The sequence below is a fragment of the Duganella sp. 1411 genome (genome assembly GCF_017833525.1).
In the GTDB taxonomy this organism is placed as follows: Bacteria; Pseudomonadota; Gammaproteobacteria; order Burkholderiales; family Burkholderiaceae_D; genus Rugamonas.
In genome coordinates, this window is record NZ_JAFICD010000004.1 from 423,805 (window position 1) to 440,468 (window position 16,664).

At 61.1% G+C, this 16,664-nt stretch carries 19 protein-coding genes and 2 pseudogenes; all 21 read right to left on the bottom strand.

Translation table 11 applies throughout. From position 1 onward, the window contains the following. Positions 1 to 2: 2 nt before the first annotated feature. Complete coding sequence (rplX, locus tag JOD97_RS22720; RefSeq protein WP_209723690.1) at positions 3 to 317, bottom strand: 50S ribosomal protein L24; 315 nt, start codon at positions 315 to 317, stop codon at positions 3 to 5. Positions 318 to 326: 9 nt separating this feature from the next. Next, positions 327 to 695 carry a 50S ribosomal protein L14 gene (gene rplN, locus JOD97_RS22725; RefSeq protein WP_008444317.1) on the bottom strand — a complete coding sequence of 123 codons (369 nt, stop codon included), beginning with the start codon at positions 693 to 695 and terminating at the stop codon, positions 327 to 329. Positions 696 to 961: 266 nt separating this feature from the next. Continuing rightward, positions 962 to 1,231: a 30S ribosomal protein S17 gene (rpsQ, locus tag JOD97_RS22730; RefSeq protein ID WP_008444314.1), complete on the bottom strand. Its 270-nt coding sequence runs from the start codon at positions 1,229 to 1,231 to the stop codon at positions 962 to 964. After that, the gene (gene rpmC / locus JOD97_RS22735; RefSeq protein ID WP_019923486.1) at positions 1,228 to 1,419 is read right to left on the bottom strand and encodes a 50S ribosomal protein L29; all 192 of its coding nucleotides are present in this window, start codon (positions 1,417 to 1,419) and stop codon (positions 1,228 to 1,230) included. Before rpmC ends, rpsQ begins: the two co-directional genes overlap by 4 nt. Before the next feature lie 12 nt (positions 1,420 to 1,431). Beyond that, a complete protein-coding gene (gene rplP / locus JOD97_RS22740) occupies positions 1,432 to 1,851 on the bottom strand; it encodes a 50S ribosomal protein L16 (RefSeq protein ID WP_090325864.1) in 420 nt (139 codons plus the stop codon). Positions 1,852 to 1,853: 2 nt separating this feature from the next. Next, the gene (gene rpsC, locus JOD97_RS22745) at positions 1,854 to 2,666 is read right to left on the bottom strand and encodes a 30S ribosomal protein S3 (RefSeq protein WP_209723693.1); all 813 of its coding nucleotides are present in this window, start codon (positions 2,664 to 2,666) and stop codon (positions 1,854 to 1,856) included. A gap of 11 nt (positions 2,667 to 2,677) precedes the next feature. Then, complete coding sequence (gene rplV, locus JOD97_RS22750; protein WP_176362469.1) at positions 2,678 to 3,010, bottom strand: 50S ribosomal protein L22; 333 nt, start codon at positions 3,008 to 3,010, stop codon at positions 2,678 to 2,680. Beyond that, complete coding sequence (gene rpsS / locus JOD97_RS22755; protein ID WP_008444295.1) at positions 3,007 to 3,282, bottom strand: 30S ribosomal protein S19; 276 nt, start codon at positions 3,280 to 3,282, stop codon at positions 3,007 to 3,009. Before rpsS ends, rplV begins: the two co-directional genes overlap by 4 nt. A gap of 10 nt (positions 3,283 to 3,292) precedes the next feature. Next, a complete protein-coding gene (gene rplB, locus JOD97_RS22760; RefSeq protein WP_209723696.1) occupies positions 3,293 to 4,120 on the bottom strand; it encodes a 50S ribosomal protein L2 in 828 nt (275 codons plus the stop codon). After that, complete coding sequence (rplW, locus tag JOD97_RS22765) at positions 4,120 to 4,434, bottom strand: 50S ribosomal protein L23 (protein ID WP_090325850.1); 315 nt, start codon at positions 4,432 to 4,434, stop codon at positions 4,120 to 4,122. The genes rplB and rplW overlap by 1 nt, the downstream gene beginning before the upstream one ends. Next, entirely contained in the window at positions 4,431 to 5,051 is a 621-nt protein-coding gene (rplD, locus tag JOD97_RS22770; protein ID WP_209723700.1) for a 50S ribosomal protein L4, read from the bottom strand. The genes rplW and rplD overlap by 4 nt, the downstream gene beginning before the upstream one ends. A gap of 3 nt (positions 5,052 to 5,054) precedes the next feature. Further along, on the bottom strand, positions 5,055 to 5,711 hold the full coding sequence (rplC, locus tag JOD97_RS22775) for a 50S ribosomal protein L3 (RefSeq protein WP_008444287.1): 657 nt from the start codon (positions 5,709 to 5,711) through the stop codon (positions 5,055 to 5,057). A gap of 221 nt (positions 5,712 to 5,932) precedes the next feature. Continuing rightward, a pseudogene (locus JOD97_RS33310) lies at positions 5,933 to 6,218 on the bottom strand (type II toxin-antitoxin system RelE/ParE family toxin). Between the two features lie 7 nt (positions 6,219 to 6,225). Beyond that, positions 6,226 to 6,621 (bottom strand): hypothetical protein, encoded by a 396-nt coding sequence (locus tag JOD97_RS22785; protein WP_209723706.1) that lies wholly within the window; start codon positions 6,619 to 6,621, stop codon positions 6,226 to 6,228. Between the two features lie 82 nt (positions 6,622 to 6,703). Then, complete coding sequence (locus tag JOD97_RS22790; RefSeq protein ID WP_209723709.1) at positions 6,704 to 7,549, bottom strand: DUF817 domain-containing protein; 846 nt, start codon at positions 7,547 to 7,549, stop codon at positions 6,704 to 6,706. A gap of 72 nt (positions 7,550 to 7,621) precedes the next feature. After that, positions 7,622 to 7,834, bottom strand: coding sequence for a type II toxin-antitoxin system HicA family toxin (locus JOD97_RS22795; protein ID WP_209723712.1), 213 nt, complete (start codon positions 7,832 to 7,834; stop codon positions 7,622 to 7,624). A gap of 85 nt (positions 7,835 to 7,919) precedes the next feature. Continuing rightward, positions 7,920 to 8,033: pseudogene (locus JOD97_RS33315) on the bottom strand (type II toxin-antitoxin system HicB family antitoxin); the annotation flags it as partial. Positions 8,034 to 8,195: 162 nt separating this feature from the next. Then, positions 8,196 to 10,892 carry a TonB-dependent receptor gene (locus tag JOD97_RS22805; protein WP_209723715.1) on the bottom strand — a complete coding sequence of 899 codons (2,697 nt, stop codon included), beginning with the start codon at positions 10,890 to 10,892 and terminating at the stop codon, positions 8,196 to 8,198. A 239-nt stretch (positions 10,893 to 11,131) separates the two neighbouring features. Then, positions 11,132 to 12,172: a YhcG family protein gene (locus JOD97_RS22810; protein ID WP_209723718.1), complete on the bottom strand. Its 1,041-nt coding sequence runs from the start codon at positions 12,170 to 12,172 to the stop codon at positions 11,132 to 11,134. Positions 12,173 to 12,327: 155 nt separating this feature from the next. Continuing rightward, positions 12,328 to 13,323, bottom strand: coding sequence for a cupin-like domain-containing protein (locus tag JOD97_RS22815; RefSeq protein WP_209723721.1), 996 nt, complete (start codon positions 13,321 to 13,323; stop codon positions 12,328 to 12,330). Positions 13,324 to 13,389: 66 nt separating this feature from the next. Continuing rightward, a complete protein-coding gene (locus JOD97_RS22820; RefSeq protein WP_209723732.1) occupies positions 13,390 to 16,380 on the bottom strand; it encodes a TonB-dependent receptor in 2,991 nt (996 codons plus the stop codon). Positions 16,381 to 16,664: the final 284 nt, after the last annotated feature.

Genomic DNA, 16,664 nt, shown 5'->3' on the forward strand with positions numbered 1-16,664 from the left:
TCTTAAGCCTTCACTACTTCGCCGGACGATTTGAAGACGCGGACTTTTTTGCCATCCACTTCCTTGAAACCGACACGGTCTGCCTTGCCACTAGCCGCGTTGAACAACGCGACGTTGGACACGTGAATCGGCATAGTCTTGTCGACGATACCACCTTGTACGCCAGTCATTGGGTTAGGCTTGGTCGCTTTTTTCGCGACGTTGACGCCTTCAACCACGACATGCTCCGCATCTACACGACGCGAAACGACGCCACGTTTGCCCTTGTCTTTCCCGGTCAGAACGATGACTTCGTCGTTTTTACGAATCTTATCCATTACGACTCCTTACAGGACTTCCGGTGCCAGGGACACGATCTTCATGAACTTTTCAGTGCGCAGTTCGCGCGTCACTGGTCCAAAAATACGGGTACCGATCGGTTCCAGCTTGGCGTTCAACAGAACGGCGGCGTTGCCGTCGAACTTCACCAGGGAACCGTCTTGGCGGCGAACACCTTTAGCGGTGCGCACAACCACGGCGTTATAAATTTCACCTTTTTTGACACGGCCACGTGGCGCGGCGACTTTGACAGTCACTTTGATCACATCGCCAATGCCAGCATAACGGCGCTTGGAACCGCCCAATACCTTGATGCACATAACTTCTTTGGCACCGGTATTGTCGGCCACTTCGAGCCGGCTTTCAGTTTGAATCATAGTATTCTCTTTCCCAACTTAAGCCGAAGAATCCACACAATGCGGACCTGCGGTCAGTCTTGGTCCCGCCAGCGCGCCCATGCAGGGCCCGATGTTTGGGTGCTTGACCTTCGTACTGCGACCGACCGCACGGTTCTGCGTCTGTGGCCAGACACTTTGCGGCGTTACATGAACGAAGCCCGCAAGTATGTCATACAACTCGCGGGCTTGCAAGAACTAATTGAAAACCGCCCCCGGCCCGTGTGGACCGGAGGCGACGGCTTCAATTAAACGATTTGCGCGGCTTGCACCACGCGCGTCACGGTCCATGCCTTCGTTTTGGAGATCGGACGACCTTCCACGATTTCCACCGTGTCACCGGCTTTCACCTGGTTGGTCTCGTCGTGCGCGTGATACTTGTTCGAGCGCACGATGATCTTGCCGTACAAAGGATGCTTGACGTGACGTTCGATCAGAACGGTAACGGTCTTGTCCATCTTGTCGGACACCACTTTACCGATCAGGGTGCGCTTGAGCGACTTTACTGGTTCGGTCATTTGGCTTCCTTCGTGTTCATTACCGTTTTTACACGTGCGATATCGCGACGTACCTTCTTGAGCTGCGAAGTGTTGCTCAGCTGCTGCGTGGCGATTTGCATGCGCAGGCCGAACTGTGCCTTCAACAGGTCATTCAGCTCTTTTTGCAGAGCTACCTGGTCTTTGCCGCGGAGTTCAGATGCTTTCATATTTCACTCCTGTTATTGGCCGACTTGGCGGACCACGAAGGTCGTCGCCAGTGGCAGTTTGGCAGCGGCCAGGCGGAATGCTTCGCGCGCCAAGGTTTCGTCGACGCCGTCCATTTCGTACAGGACTTTGCCCGGACGGATTTCAGCGACGTAGTACTCCGGATTACCCTTACCGTTACCCATACGAACTTCGGCTGGCTTGTTCGAAATCGGCTTGTCCGGGAAGATGCGGATCCAGATACGGCCACCCCGTTTGATGTGACGGGTCATGGCGCGACGGGCGGCTTCGATCTGGCGTGCCGTGATACGACCACGGGCGACCGCTTTCAGACCGAACTCGCCGAACGACACCGAAGTGCCGGTGCCATGCGAAATGCCGGTGTTACGGCCTTTCTGCTCTTTACGATACTTCCTGCGTGCTGGTTGCAGCATGATTATTCTCCTGCTTTCTCGGCCGGCTTGGCGGCAGCGCTACGCACGCGGGCGCCTGGAGCGGCTGGTTTAGCACCGGCGCCGGCGCCGGCTGGACGCGGACGGCCAGCTGGTTTGCCGTCGTCACGACGTGGGCCACGTGGCTTCTTCTCGTCCGGCGGGGTATCGATGACTGGTGCGTCGCCGTTCGGCGCGCGGTCACCCTTGTAGACCCAGACCTTGACACCGATGATGCCGTAGGTGGTCGAAGCTTCGCTGGTGCCGTAGTCGATATCGGCGCGCAGCGTGTGCAGTGGCACACGGCCTTCGCGATACCACTCTTTACGAGCGATTTCGATACCGTTCAAGCGGCCCGACGACATGATCTTGATGCCCAGGGCACCCAGACGCATGGCGTTTTGCATGGCGCGCTTCATCGCGCGGCGGAACATGATGCGCTTTTCCAGCTGCTGGGCGATCGAATCGGCGATCAGCTGCGAGTCGATTTCCGGCTTGCGGATTTCTTCGATGTTCACGTGGACAGGTACGCCCATGATCTTGGTCAGCGCCGACTTCAGCACTTCGATGTCTTCGCCTTTTTTACCGATGACCACGCCCGGACGCGAGCTGTAGATCGTGAAACGCGCGTTCTTGGCTGGACGCTCGATGACGATGCGGCCGACCGAAGCGTTCTTCAGCTTGGTCTTCAGGTAGGCGCGCGCCTTCAAGTCTTCGTTCAGCATCGAGGCGAAGTTGCTGTTGCCAGCGTACCAACGCGATGCCCAGTTACGGGTAACCGACAGGCGGAAGCCGGTTGGGTGGATTTTTTGACCCATGCTATAGCTCCTTAGTTGCCGACGGTCACGTAAATGTGACACGATTGTTTCGAAATGCGATCACCCCGGCCCTTAGCGCGTGCGGTGAAGCGCTTGAGGATCGGACCCTTTTCGACGTAGATCGTTTTCACGAACAATTCGTCGATGTCGGCGCCATCGTTGTGCTCGGCGTTGGCGATGGCCGACTCCAGCACTTTCTTGATGATGGTCGCGCCCTTTTTCGGGCTGAATTGCAGAATGTTGAGTGCAGCGTCAACTTTCTTGCCGCGGATCTGGTCGGCCACGAGGCGACCTTTCTGATCCGACAAGCGCACACCCTTGAGGATTGCTTTGGTTTCCATTATTTCTTCGCCTTCTTGTCAGCGGCATGGCCCTTGAACGTGCGGGTCAGCGCGAATTCACCGAGCTTGTGACCGACCATGTTCTCGGAGACGTACACCGGCACGTGCAGCTTGCCATTGTGGACGGCGATCGTCAGGCCGATGAAGTCAGGCATGATGGTCGAACGACGGGACCAGGTTTTGATTGGCTTTTTGTCTTTGGCGGCTTGCGCGGCTTCGACTTTTTTCACCAGGTGGGCGTCACAGAACGGCCCTTTTTTCAATGAACGAGTCATGTGCTACCCCTTATTTCTTGCCGCGGCGCGAGACGATCATGGAAGAAGTGCGCTTGTTGCTGCGGGTCTTCTTACCCTTCGTCTGTTGGCCCCAAGGCGACACTGGATGACGACCAGCTGCGGTTTTACCTTCACCACCACCGTGCGGGTGATCGACCGGGTTCATGACCACACCGCGAACGGTAGGACGAACACCGCGCCAGCGCATCGCGCCAGCCTTACCGATCTTGCGCAGGCTGTGTTCGGCGTTGCCGACTTCACCCACGGTGGCACGGCACTCGATGTGCACGCGACGCACTTCACCCGAGCGCAGGCGAACCTGGGCGTAGGTGCCGTCGCGGGCCATCAGGACGACGCCGGCGCCGGCGGAACGGGCCATCTGGGCACCCTTACCTGGCAGCATTTCGACGCAGTGCATGACGGTACCGACCGGGATGTTGCGGATCGGCAGGCAGTTACCCGACTTGATCGGCGCTTCCGAGCCGTTCATGACGGTGTCGCCCACGCTCATGCCCTTGGTGGCGATGATGTAGTGACGCTCGCCGTCGGCGTAGCACAGCAGGGCGATATTCGCGGTGCGGTTCGGATCGTATTCGATACGTTCCACTTTCGCTGGAATGCCATCCTTCTGACGCTTGAAGTCGATCAGGCGATAGTGTTGCTTGTGACCACCACCGATGTGACGGGTGGTGATGTGGCCGTTGTTGTTACGGCCGGCGGTCTTCGATTTTTTCTCAACCAGGGCGGCGAACGGACGACCTTTGTACAGGTCCGGGTTCACCACCTTCACCATGCCGCGACGGCCTGGCGAGGTTGGCTTCATCTTAACGAGTGCCATTATTTAGCCTCCTCGGAGAAATTGATTTCCTGGCCAGGCTTCAGGCACACGAAAGCACGCTTGGTATGGTTACGGCGGCCGGTGTGGGCACCGGAACGCTTCTGCTTACCTTCGCGGTTGACGGTCTGCACCGATTCCACTTCCACTTTGAACAGCAGTTCAACAGCGGCTTTGATTTCTGGCTTGGTCGCGTCCGTGGTGACACGGAAAACGATCTGCTCGTTCTTTTCCGCGACCATGGTGGCCTTCTCGGAAATGACTGGAGCAACCAGCACCTTCATCAGGCGCTCTTCGCTAAATTTCAATGCGCTCATGCCAGCATCTCCTCAATCTTGGCCAATGCGGCCTTGGTCACTACAATCTTCTTGTAGAACACCAGCGACATTGGATCTGCGTGACGTGGTTCAACGACCAGGACGTTCGGCAGATTGCGCGAAGCCAGTTCCAGGTTTTCGTTGGCGACGTCGGTGATGATCAGAACCGAGTCAAAGCCCATGCCGGTCAGCTTTTGCGACAGCAGCTTGGTCTTTGGCGCTTCGATCGCGAAGTCTTCGACCACAACCAGGCGCTCTTCGCGGGCCAGTTGCGACAGAATCGAGCAGATACCTGCGCGGTACATCTTCTTGTTCACTTTGTGGGTGAAGTTCTCGTCGGGCGAGTTCGGGAAGATGCGACCACCGCCGCGCCACAGTGGCGACGACGACATACCAGCACGTGCGCGGCCGGTGCCTTTTTGGCGCCATGGCTTCTTGGTCGTGTGGTGGACTTCTTCACGGTCTTTTTGTTTACGGTTGCCGCTGCGTGCATTGGCTTGGTAAGCAACGACGATCTGGTGGATCAGGGCTTCGTTGTAGTCGCGGCCGAAGATGGCGTCGGCGGCAGCTACGTTAGAGGCGGCTTGACCTTGAGCGTTCAAGAGCTTGAGTTCCATCGTTTAAGCTCCCTTCTTTGCTTTAACTTTGACAGCAGGCGAAACGACGACCTGGCCATTTTTCGCACCTGGGATCGCGCCCTTGACCAGCAGCAGCTGACGGTCGGCGTCGATACGGGCGATTTCGAGGTTCTGCACGGTGCGGGTGACGTCACCGAGGTGACCGGTCATGCGCTTACCTGGGAACACGCGGCCTGGATCCTGCGCCATACCGATGGAGCCTGGAACGTTGTGCGAACGCGAGTTACCGTGGGTGGCACGGCCCGAAGCAAAGTGGTGACGCTTGATGGTACCGGCGTAGCCTTTACCGATCGTGACACCTTGAACGTCGATCTTTTGACCGACTTCGAACAGCGAAGCGGCAACGACATCGCCGGCTTTCAGTTCTGCTGCCTTGGTGGCGTCGACGCGGAACTCTTTCAACAGAGTACCGGCTTCAACACCAGCTTTAGCGTGGTGACCAGCAACAGCCTTCGTTACGCGGGAAGCGCGACGTTGACCGAATGCGACCTGAACTGCGGAATAACCATCAGTTTCAGGAGTTTTGATTTGCGCAACACGGTTGTTCGATACGTCCAACACGGTGACTGGGATCGAGTCCCCATCATCCGTGAAGATGCGCATCATACCAACCTTGCGACCGAGGAGGCCAAGGCTCATTTTTTCTCCAATTCCCACCTACGATTGGGCGGGGATATGTTGAACTACAAAATTAGTACGGACCAATAAAAGGTCGAATCCATACCGAAGCCGGCTAGTGTAACGTGAAAAAGGGGTTGACGCAACAACTTAGTACGAGGTATGTCGGGTTTACGGGGATTTATTTCGCGGCCGTGGCCGGGCGGGCCAAAGCGAGGCGGCATGCGGGTTGCGGCGGCGGGCTAGCGGCGAGGGCGAGGCTTCGGCCACTGCCTGGCGGTATGCAAAATTCGCAAGATATACACCTGGTCGCCGACGACCTTATATATCAGCGCGTAATGGCGATGGACGACAAGTTCGCGCGTCCCGCCCCACCCTGCCGATATGCGGATGGATGGCAAGGAGAGCCGCCTGCGCGGCAATGGTGCGCAGCAGTTTTTCAGCGCCACGACGGCTTCCTGCGGAAATTTTACCGACGATCGTCTGCGCGTCGCCGAGTGCCCTGGCCCTCCACACGACGGCGGGCACCGCGACCTCAGCTTAATTTCAATGCGGCGCGGATTTGACGCATTGCCTCCTCGTGCGGAATAGGCGGGCTAGGGTCATTCAATGCCTCTTGCACCTGGGCTCGGAACCAAGCGTCATATTCCGGGTCGGTCTCCGTTACCGGCGCGTCCGCGCAGCTATCGGCACGGCTGGCCGCCACTTCAAAATGCAACACGCCTAGTTCTCGTAATTCCAGTTCGACGTCCGATAGCGTGGCTAACACCACGGGCAAGCCTCCGGATACGTCGCTCAGCGCGCGCACATCAGAGCGCGCGTGAATGAACACACGCCATTCCCCGTTGGTGCCGACTACCGATACGTCGTACTCTTCCTCCGAGTTCACCAACGCGCGCACGTCGACGTAATCAAAAGTACCCGCATTCATGACGATTCCCCCAGGGTTTTTTGAGCCGCCACACATGTGACATCAAAAAAAACCATTATAGGCCCGCGCCCCGCACGCGCGATCAACCTTCAGGGATGTGGATTCGGGCCTTGATATGCTTCAAATGAGCGACGATGGTGAAGGTCATCACCACCAGCAGCGACCACGAGCTCCATTTGCTGACGTGAACCGCCGACCAAGCGCCCAACTGATTGGGATAGCGCCAGACGCCCCGGAAAGTACTGATGTTTTCAGCCAGCCAGATGAAGAACCCGACCAGCACGAACCCCAGCAGCAGCGGCATGCGGCGCTCGCGGTCGAGCGGCCGGAACACCACCGTGGTGCGGGCGTACAGGCCCAGCGCGCAGGCGGCCAGATACCAGCGGTAGTCGCCGATGTAGTGGTGGGTGAAGAAGTTGACATAGATAAGCAGCGCGACCAGCACCGCCATCCAGTACGGCGGATGATGACGAATCCGCAAGTCCAGCAGCCGCCACGCCTGGATGATGTAGCTGCCGACGGCGGCGTACATGAAGCCGGAGAACAGCGGCACGCCCAACACCTTGGTGTAAGCGAAGTCGGGATAGCTCCACGACTGGATCGCTCCGGACACCTTGAACACCTCCAGCGCGAAACCGACCGCATGGAACAGGCAGACCGCCTTGAGCTCGTCCCACGTCTCCAGCCCGGCCCAGGCCATCCACACCTGGATCGCCAGCGCGGCGACCAGCAACACGTCATAGCGCGGCAGACCGAGGATGCCGGCGCGCGGCACCAGGAACACCGCGGCGAAGAACAACGCCACGAACAGGCACGCCCTCGCCTCCTTGACGCCGAAATACAGGAACTCGACCAGCAGGCGGGTGCCGCCGCGCAGGCCACCGCGAACGGAATTGTCGAGCAGATGCTGGTCTAGCGTGGCGAGCATGGCGGTTCCGGTTGGGCAATTGGCAACAGCCTACCGGCGCCGGCGGGTTGTGTCCAGAACTGATGCCTGGGCTCACAGCAAGTTACGGAACCGCTCCACACTCAACCCGGCGCCGCGCACAATCGTGCCGAGCGCAAACGCGTTCACTGGGTTGTGGCGAGGGATGGTGACGACGCGATGGCCATCCGTCATGACGATATGTTTGCCCTGCCGCGCGACGTGAAAGCCGGCCTTCTGGAGCGCCTTGACCACATCCAGGTGATTGACGCCCGGAATACGCACCATGGCTAGATCGCCACATCCACTTCGCGCATGATGGCGCCGTGAAGATTCTCTTCCACGACTGAAAGATATTCGGCATGGCGATCTTGATATTTTCAATCGCCTCTTCCTCGCTCGCCCCCTGCGAACAGCAGCCCGGCAGCCCTGGAACGGAGACGCTGTAGCCCTCGTCCGATTTATGAAGCGCAACGCGGTATTTCATGTCGCCTCCTTCTAAAGAGACCAATTATAGTCCTCGCCCGCTCCCACTGCCCCTGTATACCCTAAATAGCCGCCGAAGGTTTTCATCGCGCGGTCGTCGCGCCGCACATTAAAAAACCTCCGCCGCGAACGCCCGCGGCGGAGGTCGTCACTGTGGCGCCGGTCAGAACGCGTAACGCGCGTTGACGTAGGCGTAGCGGCCGACGACGTCGTTCAAGCCCTGCACATAGGTGTCGTTGTAGACACTGTTGGAATACACCATCGCCTTATCGAACACGTTGTTGACACCGACATTCACGCTCAACTGCTTGCTGGCCTTGAGCGAATAGTTCAGGTCCCACACGGTGTACGACGGAATGCGCGCGTTGGTGACCGCCGCGTCCTGCGTGTAGGTCGGATCGGTGATGTTGAGCGTGCCGGCGGCGGTGCGCGCCGTCAGGCCGATCTCGTGAGCGCCAAACTCATACGCGGTCAGCAACGAGTTGTTCCAGCGCGGATGATAGGTGCCGCCCAGCCGGCTTTTCGGTTCCTCGCCCGGCGCGATGCTCTGGTCGTACTTGAACGTGTGGTTGTTGACTTCGTGGAAGTGCAGCTTGCCGTAGCCGCCCAGCGACACGTCGTACTTCAGATCAAGGTCGGCGCCGGAGATCTTGGTCTTGCCAAGATTGCTGAATGGCGTCGTGATGCTCTTGATGCGGCCCTTGTTGAGGCCTGGATGGGTGGCCTCCAGCGCGGGGTTGCGCGGGTCGCGGCCAATCAGCGCGGCGTAGCCCGGGATGGTGTCCTCGTGGTCCAGGATGTACTGCGCGTCGAGCGGCTGGATGGTGTCGCGCTGGTCGATGCCGTACCAGTCGAGCGACATCGACAAGTTCTTCAGCGGCTGCAGCACGATGCCAAGCGAGTAATTCTTGGCCTTCTCCGCCTTCAGGTCCGGGTTGCCCTGCAGGTAGACTTTCGGGCTGTAAGAACAGGTCGCGCCGACATAGCCGAGCGGGCCGCAGCGGGCGTAATCGGCCACCGTGGTGTAGGCGGTGGTGACGGAGCCAATCTCCGGCAGCGTCGGCGCCTTGAACGAGGTGGTGGCCGAGCCGCGCAGCAGCACCGCGTCGACCGGACGCCAGGCCAGCGCCAGTTTCGGATTCCAGCTGTTGCCGAAGTCGCTGTAATGGTCGCCGCGCAACGCCAGCTGGGCGTCGAGCGTCGGCAGCACCGGCACCGCCAGTTCGCCGTACACGGAATACAGGCTGCGCGAGGCCTTGCTGCTGGTGGCGCCGTAGTCGACCACGTTGCCCAGCACGGTCTGCGGGTCGGCGACGTCGTCGATCGACTCGTGGCTGGCCTGCGCGCCCCAGGCGAAACCGACCGGGCGGCCCTGCAGCGCGAACAATTCCGACTTGCTCATCTTCCATTCGGCCGTCTCCAGCTTGGAGGTCGCGGTGTGGTGCATGCCATACAGCATCGGCGAGACCACGCTCATCGGATTGGCCGGATTGAACGGATCATAGCCGCCGACACCCATGACGCCGTCGTTGAGCAACTTGGTCGAGGCGTCGAGCAGCACGGTGTTGCTGGTGTCGTCGTTGAGCTTGCTGCGGTTCAGATTGACGGCGAATTCGCTGTCCCAGCCCCGGACGCTGCCGCGCCAGCCGGCCACCACCCGTGCCGTGTCGTTTTTGACGGTTTCCATCTGACGGCCGGCCTCGGTGATCGCGTGGAACACCTGCAGCCGGTCGCCCGGCGTGAAGCCGTAGGTGGTGTCGGTCGGGCCGGGCAGGCCCAGCACGCCCGGATTGGTGGTGCCGTCCGTCGGCACCAGCTGCGCGCTGCTGAAGATCGGATATCGCTGCTGGTAGGTCGTCTTGTTGTGGTTCAGGCCCAGCTCGGCGAACAATTCGTCGCCGCCGCCCAGACGCTTGGTGACGATGGTCGAGACGCCCACGCGTTCGACGCGCGGCGTCAGCTGGCGGTCGGGGTTGGTGAAGCACACCTGGTCGAGCGTGCCGGTGGCGATGCCGACCGTGCCCTTGCAACCGGGGATGGCGTAGCCCGGCTCGCCGTTGTCGTAGTCGCGCACATAACCCTGGAACTGGTTTTGCGTGCGCTGGTCGGTGCCGCCGAAGCGCCGGTAGTCCGGATCGGCCAGCGCCGCGTGTTCGCTACTGCGCAGCGAGTTGCGCTTGAGCGCGTCAAGCGTCATCAGGACGTTGTAGCCGTCGTTGTCGAGGTCGCCCCAACCCTTGGTCAGGCTGGCGTTGAAGGTCGAGCCGTCGCCCTTGACGTTGGCGCCGAGGTTGCCGCTCACCTCCATGCCCTGGTAATTGGCGCGGGTCTTGAAGTTGATCACGCCGGCCACGGCGTCGGAACCATAGATGGCCGAGGCGCCGTCGCGCAGGATCTCGACGCTCTCCAGCGCCGCCAGCGGAATATTGTTGAGGTCGACGAAACTGTTCTCGGCGCCGTTGGCAAAGCCGTAATTGGCCAGGCGGCGTCCGTTGAGCAGGATCAGCGTATATTTGGCGTCCAGTCCGCGCAGGGCCACCGAGCTGGCGCCGCCGGCGAACGTGTTATAGCTATTGCCGTCGAGCGCGACGCCGACCGACGGCAGCTTGCCCAGCATTTCCACCACCGTGGCGGCGCCGCTTTTCTCGATGTCGGCGCGGGTGATGATCTCCACCGGGGTCGCGCCCTCGCCGGCGATGCGGGCGATGTTGGACCCGGTGATGATGACCTTGGGCGGCTCGGCGGCGGCGCCCTGCACGGCGGTTTGCGCCTGGGCGGTCGACAACAGCACCGTGGCGCCGGCCAACGCGCCCAGTGCCAGACGAACAGACAATACTCCCTGCTTTTCTTTTAAGCTCATTCAGTTGCTCCCAATTTGCTAAGCGACAGTCGTGGTTCGACTGCATGAAGGTCACCGGCCTGCCTGTCGCAGGCCGATGAGCCAGTCTCGCATGGGTGCGTTTCATGAGTGAAGCGTGGGGCGGCGCCGATTTGTATCAAATTTTACAAATCGAACTTTTTACAACAGTGAGCGGTTACTAACCTTTCCTATTTGTTAGGAAGAGGTACCTTCTTCGTGAAGCTGGGTTTTCACGGCCTTCATTTTTTCGAATGTAAAAGACTCCGCTCACGGTCCAGCTCCGCCCGCAGTTCCTCTTCGCTTGGCAGGAACAGTTTGTATTTAGTGGCAAACAGGTGTTCATTACCGTGTAAAACGGAATAGCGCACAACAGAAGCATCTTTTTGTGTGCATAAAATAATACCCACGGTAGGGTTGTCGTCGGGTTCGCGCTTGAACTCGTCGTACATACGGACATACATGTCCATCTGACCGATGTCCTGATGGGTTAGCTCGCCGCGTTTCAAATCGAAGATGACGAAGCACTTCAGCAGGAAATTGTAGAACACCAGGTCGATGTAGAAGTCCTTGCTATCCGTGCTGATACGCTGCTGCCTGGAGACAAATGCGAATCCCTTGCCCAATTCGAGCAGAAACGCTTGTAGCTGGGTCATTAGGGCCTGTTCGAGTTCGCTCTCCAACACGGTCCCTGCATTGGGCAGGCCAAGAAATTCGAGCACCACGGGGTCGCGCACGAATTCTCGGGGATTGGCTCCCAAGGCCAACAACTCGGTGCCCGCCTCCCGCTCAAGCGCAGCACGATCTTGACTGGCAAGCAATCGTTCGTAGTAAAGCGTACCTATCTGACGCTCCAGGGCGCGGGAACTCCAGTTCTGCGCGACCGCTTCGTCCATGTACCACTGTCGTGCGGCGCAACTGTCCACCCGCAACAAAGTACGATAGTGGGTCCAGCTCAATTCGTGACGCAGTGCGTCACACTTTGGAAACGCTTGATAAAACAGGCGCATGTAGCGCAGATTTGAAGCGTCGAAGCCCTTGCCGAACTCGGCGCTCAGCGCCTTGGCCAGTTCGGCCAAGAGTCGCTTTCCATAGGCGGCGCGCACGGCTCCGCCCTGCTCGAATTCAATGATATGCCGGCCCAGCTCCCAACAGGTTCTCACTTGGATGGTATCGACGGCATGTAGCGCGCGCCCGCGTCCCTGGCGTATCAGTTCACCGAGTTTCGCCAACAATACCCCGACGCTAGCTTCGGAGGCGATACTCGACGTTGGTTTGCTCATTTGGCGATTTCCCACGATGGTCAGCTAACGACGATATCGGCCCCATGCAAACCGATTTGCGGCATTGCGCCGCACCTTCGTCGTCAAGCTTATGGCGAATCGGGCGGCCCCGTTTGACTGTCATCAAAGGTTGGGGAGGGGCGCTCGCGGCACCCTCAGCGGTTCAACCGCCTGAGAATCTGCGCCCGCAGCATGCGCGCGCCGTTGTCGTCGAGCGGCGCCAGCGCGTGGCGCGCGGCCGGCGGGATGTGCGCCGCCTCGCCGCCGTCGCTGTCGAACACATAATGGCGGAAGATCTCCTTCCACGCGGCGCGCTGGGCCGGCGGCAGGTCGCGCAAGGTCATCAGCGCCAGCGACAAGGTGCTGGCCGGCGTGTCCATCCAGTCCGGCGACTGCCGCCACCAGTAGTTGATCAGGATGTTGAAAGGCTCGAGCCCCTCGACGTGGTGCCACCACATGCTGGGGATGAACAGCGCGTCGCCCGGCCCCAACTCGGCCGTTTGCGCGTGCCGCAGCGCCTCGGCGAACCGCGGAAAGCGGTCGAAGTCCGGCCGCGCGAAGTCGACCAGGCTGACCGATTGCCCGGCCGGCGTGAAGTCGAGCGGACCGACATACAGGTTCTTCAACTGCTCCGGCGGGAACAAGGTGAAGCGCCGGCGCCCGGCCGCCACGCAGGCCAGGTTGTCCGGCACGTCGTAGTGGGCCGGGATGCGCGTGCGGTTGCCGATCCAGATGCTGGCCAGCGCGTCGCGCGCGCCGAGGTCGACATCGTTGTCGGCGCGCAGGCCCGGCAGGCAGGTGTCGACCGTGGTCGAGCCGACGTACAGGGTGGGCGGATCGGCCGCGTCCAGGTGCGCGGCCAGCGCGTCGAGCACCTGGTCGAAGCGCACCATCTGCGAACTGAAATTGAAGCCGCTCAGATCGTCGTTGTAGAAGATGCGCCCGCCCGTGCCCGGCGGGCTGTGGCTCGCCAGCACGGTGGCGTCGCGGTAAAAGCGGCGCAGGTAGGCGTCGGCCTGCGCCGCCGAGGCGCGCGCGGCGCGCACCAGCGGCCAATCGGCCACCAGGCCGCGCAGCACCAGCGGCACCGGCGAGGCCAGGACCGCGTCGGACAGCGACGCGCCGCCGTCCACTTCCACTATCGCTTGCATGGACTTCCCCAATGAAAAAGGCCGTCGCATCGCGACGGCCCGTGGCTATTCGCTACCGTTCAGCCATCAGAACTTGTAGCGCGCGCCCAGCATGTAACGCGGACCGGCCTGCGTCACGTTCAACGTCGAGCGCTCGGTGCGGCCGAACTGGCGCTGCGTGGCGTTGGTCAGGTTGATGACCTCGGCCTGCAGGCTGAGCTTCTCGGTGACATTGTACCCAATGCTGACGTCGGTCTGGCCGTACTTGTCGGTATACACCGGCGCCGGGCGGCCGCCGCCGGCGTCGATGGTCGAGGCCAGGAAGCTGTCGCGCCAGTTGTAGGCCACCCGCACCGACCATTTCTGGTCCTCGTAGATGCCCACCAGGTTGGCCGAATTGCTCAGCCCCAGGATCGCGAACTGATCCTGCGTGTTGGCGTCGTCGTACTTGGTCGGCGAGGTCACGTACGTGTAGTTGGCCTGCACGCCGAAACCGCTGCGGCCGAACATGTGCTGCACGTTGATCTCGGCGCCCTTGACCGTGGCCGACTTCTGGTTGGCATACGAGGTCAGCAGGAAAGGCATCAGCGGATCGGTCGCCAGGCCGGTGATCTTGCCGTCGAGGTTGCCGTCCGACTTGACGCCGATGTATTGCACGCCCGGCTGGCCGCGGAAGTTGGTCAGGATGTAGTTGCGCAGGCAGTTGGTGTCGGCCGCCGAGCAGCCGGCGTTGCGCGCGGCGGTGTAATACGCCCCGCCGACCGGCGTGTGCAGGTTGTAGAGCGACGTCGACGTCGCCGTCTGGCCGGCGTAGTTGTCCATCTTCTTGTGGAAGCCGGCGATCGACAGCACGCTTTGCTGGTCGTAATACCATTCCCACGACAAGTCCAGGTTCTTCGACTTGACCGGTTTCAGCGCCGGGTTGCCGACCGAGGCGGTGCCGCCGGTGAACACGTTGCCAATGGTGCCCAGGGTCAGGCCGCCCTGCATCTGGTCGTAGCGCGGCCGGCCGATGGTGCTGCCGGCGCTGGCGCGCAGCTTCATGTCCGACCGCAGGTCGAAGTCGAAGTTCAGGCTCGGCAGCACGTTGTTGTAGCTGGCGTCCTGGGTGCTGTACGACTTGTCGGCGAATTTGAGCGGCAATTCATTCTGCGATTCCCACACCACGTCGGTGCCCACCAGCACTTGCGCCACCGAGGTGACCTTGGTGCGCTCCATGCGCAGGCCGACCGACGAGTGGAACGGGATGGCGGTATCCCAGTCGGTGCCGAACGACACGTAGCCGGAGGTGGTTTTTTCCTTCAGCTCGCGGTCGGTGTCGGCGCCGGCGAAATTCGGCAGGTAGGTCGACAGCCCGGTGGCCTGGGCCGTGGCGGCGCGCACCTTGCCGAAGTCGAAGGTGTAGAGCGAACCGAACAGCTCCGGCGCGTTGTGGCCGCCGAACTCCTTGAAGAACGAGCCGAGCGGATTGGCCTGGAACAGGCTGCCCGGATAGTCGGACGCCTTGGAGGCGCCGCCCCAGCTGTTGTTCTGCACGTTCGAATAGGTCGAGCGGTTGGTCGAGTCGGTGTAGCCGACGCCGAAGTTCAGCTCGGACGCCTCGAACAGCTTCAGGCTGCCCTTGGTCTGGGCCTGGTTGATGGTGGCCTTCTGCCAGCTGTTGTGGAACCACGAACCGGTGGCCTGGATCGGCGCGGCGGCCAGGTTGGCCGCCGGCATGCTCACCACCGGCAACTCCTTGGTGAAGTCGACCATCGTGTTGCCGCGGCTGTAGCTGGCGTTCGACAGGTTGTTCTCGGTGCCCCATGGGCTGTCGGCGCCGGATTCGGCGTTCGAATGGTGCAGGTCGAGCTCCAGGCGCAGGTCGTTGCTGGCCTTCCACACGGTGTTGAAGCCGATCGACTTGTTCTTGGTCTTGGTCGCGTAGTCGCCGCCGACCACCGAGATGTCCTGCGGCGTGTTGTACGTCTCCATGTAGGTCAGCGGCGTCTGCACCTTGCCGCCCGGCCAGCTGCTGGTCGACGTCGGGGTCTGGCCGAACCACACGCTCAGCTCGTTGCGCTTGGTCTGGATCTTCTGCTCCGAATACGTCAGGTCCAAGGTCGTCGTCAGTTCCTTGACCGGACGGAATTGCAGCACCAGCTGGCCGTTGGTACGCTGGCGCGAGATGGCGTTGACGCCGTAGCCGAAGTTCTGCGGGATCAAGTACAGATCGGTCGGACCGGGACGGTTGGTGATCTTCTCCGAGCCCGGCTGGCCCGGCTGCGGCAGCGTCGAGCCCTCGGGCAGGGTCGCCGACCCCAGGTACGGGCCCTGGTAGCCGTTGGCCAGGCCGGCGCGGTTGAAGCCGGAGTCGCGGCGCTGGTGGCTGGCGCTGACGGCGATGCCGAAGCGGCCGTCCTCACTGGTGTTGCTGTAGATGCCGGAGAACTCCGGCGTGACGCTGCTGCCCTTGATCGAGCCGGGCAGTTCGTTGTTGGAGTCGTCCTTGACGGCCTTGGCGCCGATGCTCGCGCGCATGCCCGGATTGTCGAGCGGGCGCGCGGTCATGACGTTGATGGTGGCGCCGATGCCGCCGGTGGGGCTGTCGGCACGGCCGGTCTTGTAGACCTGCAGCTGCGAGATCGCTTCCGAGGCCAGGTTGGAGAAGTCGAACGAGCGGCCCGACAGGTCGCTCAGGTCGGTGGTCGGCATCTGGCGGCCGTTCAGCAGCACCAGGTTGAAGTCGGGGCCGAGGCCGCGCACGGTGACCTTCTGGCCCTCGCCGTTGCTGCGGTCGATCGACACGCCGGAGATGCGCTGCAGCGATTCGGCCAGGTTGGTGTCGGGGAATTTGCCGATGTCGTCGGCGACGATGCCGTCGACGATGCCGTCGGCGTTGCGCTTCATGTTCATGGTCGACTGCATGCTGGCGCGGATGCCGGTCACGACCACTTTCGGGCCGTCGGCGCCGTCGCCCGGCACCCCGGCGGTCTGGGCGTAGGCCGGCGCGAAGCCGGCGCAAACGCCCGCCACGGCCAGGCTGATCAACCGGCGCTTGCTCGGCGACTGTGAAAACGTTTTCAAATTTTTGTGCACTTACATCTCCTTATTTATATTTTTCTCCGACACTGATCGAGCAGGGTCAAGGCAACGTCGGAAGTGATGACACCACAAACAACCGCAACAACTGTCGACTTCGTTCAATCGAATAGCAAATGAATAAGGCCTCAGCCAGAATAAGAGTAAAAAAACCATTAGTCAATTGATCGAACGAATTACCGCGCCAAATCCGGGCGTTGTTGTAAAGAAGCACCAAACGGGTGCGCCAAAACGGGGCGAAAGCCGCGCGCGCCGGCGCCGGCCGGCGTATGATCGCCCGC

Coding starts and splice junctions, on each gene's coding strand:
- rplX (WP_209723690.1), bottom strand. CDS start 317: ATGGATAAGATTCGTAAAAACGACGAAGTCATCGTTCTGACCGGGAAA.
- rplN (WP_008444317.1), bottom strand. CDS start 695: ATGATTCAAACTGAAAGCCGGCTCGAAGTGGCCGACAATACCGGTGCC.
- rpsQ (WP_008444314.1), bottom strand. CDS start 1,231: ATGACCGAACCAGTAAAGTCGCTCAAGCGCACCCTGATCGGTAAAGTG.
- rpmC (WP_019923486.1), bottom strand. CDS start 1,419: ATGAAAGCATCTGAACTCCGCGGCAAAGACCAGGTAGCTCTGCAAAAA.
- rplP (WP_090325864.1), bottom strand. CDS start 1,851: ATGCTGCAACCAGCACGCAGGAAGTATCGTAAAGAGCAGAAAGGCCGT.
- rpsC (WP_209723693.1), bottom strand. CDS start 2,666: ATGGGTCAAAAAATCCACCCAACCGGCTTCCGCCTGTCGGTTACCCGT.
- rpsS (WP_008444295.1), bottom strand. CDS start 3,282: ATGACTCGTTCATTGAAAAAAGGGCCGTTCTGTGACGCCCACCTGGTG.
- rplB (WP_209723696.1), bottom strand. CDS start 4,120: ATGGCACTCGTTAAGATGAAGCCAACCTCGCCAGGCCGTCGCGGCATG.
- rplW (WP_090325850.1), bottom strand. CDS start 4,434: ATGAGCGCATTGAAATTTAGCGAAGAGCGCCTGATGAAGGTGCTGGTT.
- rplD (WP_209723700.1), bottom strand. CDS start 5,051: ATGGAACTCAAGCTCTTGAACGCTCAAGGTCAAGCCGCCTCTAACGTA.
- rplC (WP_008444287.1), bottom strand. CDS start 5,711: ATGAGCCTTGGCCTCCTCGGTCGCAAGGTTGGTATGATGCGCATCTTC.
- JOD97_RS22785 (WP_209723706.1), bottom strand. CDS start 6,621: ATGAATGCGGGTACTTTTGATTACGTCGACGTGCGCGCGTTGGTGAAC.
- JOD97_RS22790 (WP_209723709.1), bottom strand. CDS start 7,549: ATGCTCGCCACGCTAGACCAGCATCTGCTCGACAATTCCGTTCGCGGT.
- JOD97_RS22795 (WP_209723712.1), bottom strand. CDS start 7,834: ATGGTGCGTATTCCGGGCGTCAATCACCTGGATGTGGTCAAGGCGCTC.
- JOD97_RS22805 (WP_209723715.1), bottom strand. CDS start 10,892: ATGAGCTTAAAAGAAAAGCAGGGAGTATTGTCTGTTCGTCTGGCACTG.
- JOD97_RS22810 (WP_209723718.1), bottom strand. CDS start 12,172: ATGAGCAAACCAACGTCGAGTATCGCCTCCGAAGCTAGCGTCGGGGTA.
- JOD97_RS22815 (WP_209723721.1), bottom strand. CDS start 13,323: ATGCAAGCGATAGTGGAAGTGGACGGCGGCGCGTCGCTGTCCGACGCG.